Annotated in this window: 1 protein-coding gene; it reads right to left on the bottom strand. The window is 67.0% G+C overall.

The window, feature by feature from the left end; genetic code table 11:
- Positions 1 to 694 (bottom strand): NAD(P)/FAD-dependent oxidoreductase (locus tag STSP_RS34150; RefSeq protein WP_157902972.1); only part of this gene is annotated, 694 nt, incomplete at both ends.

Here is a 694-nt window from a genome sequence, read left to right as displayed (position 1 = left end):
GTGGTCCGTTCGGTTTCCTTCTCGAAGGCGAGTTCCGCGAGGGTCCTGCCGCCGACATAGGCCGCCGTGACACCGTGTCCCGCGTAGCCGGTGGACGATCCGATCCCCGTCGCCGGGTCGAAGTGCACGCCGCCGTTCCAGTCACGCGTGACGCCCAGGACTCCCGACCAGGCGTGGTCCACCTCGAAGGGGATGCCCGGGAAGAAGGTAGCGAGCTTGTGCGAGATCAGGTCGATGGTGGACTGGGCGGTCGCACCGGCTCCCCCGGTGCCGGACCCGAAGCGGTAGGGGACACCACGGCCCCCCATGGCGATACGGCCGTCGGATGTCCGCTGGGAGTAGATGAACGTGTGCGCGGAGTCGTTGAGACACTGCGGCCCGTCCCAGCCGATCTGCTGCCAGGCCTCCTCCGGCAGGGGCTTGGTCACGATCATCGAGGAATTGACCGGGATCAGGCTCCGGCGGCCCAGCAGCGGTCCCGAATAGCCTTCGGTGCAGATGAACGTCTTCGCCGCGGTGACATGCCCGTCGGCCAGGGTGAGGGTCTTGCCCTCGACACTGTCCACGCGGCTGCTCTCGTAGATCGTCACCCCCATGGAGGTCAGGGTGTCGGCGAGGCCGTAGACGAGCTTTGCGGGGTGGATCCGCGCGCAGTGCTTGTAGAAGAGTCCGCCGTGAACGGTGGCGATGTTGA

The organism is Streptomyces jeddahensis (assembly GCF_001642995.1).
GTDB classification, from domain to species: Bacteria; Actinomycetota; Actinomycetes; order Streptomycetales; family Streptomycetaceae; genus Streptomyces; species Streptomyces jeddahensis.
Note: the sequence above shows the minus strand (reverse complement) of the source record. Positions and strands in the feature narration are given on the sequence as shown.